The organism is Halorubrum sp. SP9 (assembly GCF_005435015.1).
Classification (GTDB): Archaea; Halobacteriota; Halobacteria; order Halobacteriales; family Haloferacaceae; genus Halorubrum; species Halorubrum sodomense.
This window is the reverse complement of record NZ_SGXU01000132.1, coordinates 1-1,086: the sequence shown is the minus strand read 5'-3', so window position 1 is coordinate 1,086 and position 1,086 is coordinate 1. Positions and strand designations below refer to the sequence as shown.

Here is a 1,086-nt window from a genome sequence, read left to right as displayed (position 1 = left end):
CGCTTGTCCCGCATCGCGAACATGAACGCATCACGGTTCCCGTTCGCGGCAACAGGAATCCCATAGTCGCTGAACCACTTGCTGACGGTTCTGTCGTTCACGTCATAGCGGTCAGCGATGTCGTTGTGGGTTTCTCCGTAACCCCAGTACAGCTCGTAAAGCCGATGCTTCGACGGTTTACTCATTTTTCTCTATCTCTCTGTTTTCCAACTCACGGTCCAACATTTTCTCGTCTAACTCGGCCTGTTGTTCTAACTTCTTCATCTTCCGCTCGTGGCGGCGCCTGTGGATGTCTTCTATTAATAGTCCTACTGTTACGACAGTCACGGTAGCGACGACGGTGAGTGACCAACTAATCATCTAATACCCCCACTGAGGCTGTCCGTCGGCAAGCGTCAACGGCTCGTACTCGTCGGCAAACTCATCGTACGGCACCGACCGACGCTTTTGTCTTTTCAGTTTCATTGGTGAGGAAGTATTCTGCCGTCATCGTCTCTATCCCACGTAGAGAGGTGATCTCTCATGTGTTCCTCGGTGGTGAGTAACTCAATATTTTGAGTTCGATTGTCCCACGGTATCCGATTCTTGTGATGTACGTCCTTCTCGCGTAACTCATCTAAACCATGTTCCGCTACTGCGAGTAACCGATGAACCATCACATCGAACGAAGATCCTTGATGAGTCACTGACCACTTCTCATACCCGTGCTGAGTACGGAAATGTGGCGGTCTGTCTGCTGAAGCTGTGCGTACGGGAAGATCGTGCCTCCGCAACCAGTCCAACACAGAGTGTTCGCTTCCACACAAGCGATTACCAACTTCTTCGGCACTTAGACCCTTATCAACGTACAATTCTTTGAGCTTCTCTTTATCAGAGTATGGTTTAGGATTGATCCCGTGTTTTTCACACCAGCGATGTATCGTTCCCCTGCTCACACCACACTCATCAGCGACGCTAGGTACGTGATATTCGTGTTTCTCAAGCAACGATTCCAACTTCTGTTGATCTTTGTATGGTTTCTCACTTGTCATTTCAGTATCCCCATTTTGGTTGTCCATCTGCGAGGTACAACGGCTCGTACTCGTC

2 protein-coding genes are annotated in these 1,086 nt (G+C 49.5%); both read right to left on the bottom strand.

Annotation, left to right across the window (positions count from 1 at the left end; all coding sequences use genetic code 11):
- The coding region (locus tag EXE45_RS20830) for a helix-turn-helix domain-containing protein (protein WP_206750489.1) at window positions 1–185 on the bottom strand (185 nt) is incomplete at its 3' end.
- A gap of 276 nt (window positions 186–461) precedes the next feature.
- The coding region (locus EXE45_RS21445; protein ID WP_241989511.1) for an HNH endonuclease at window positions 462–1,086 on the bottom strand (625 nt) is incomplete at its 5' end.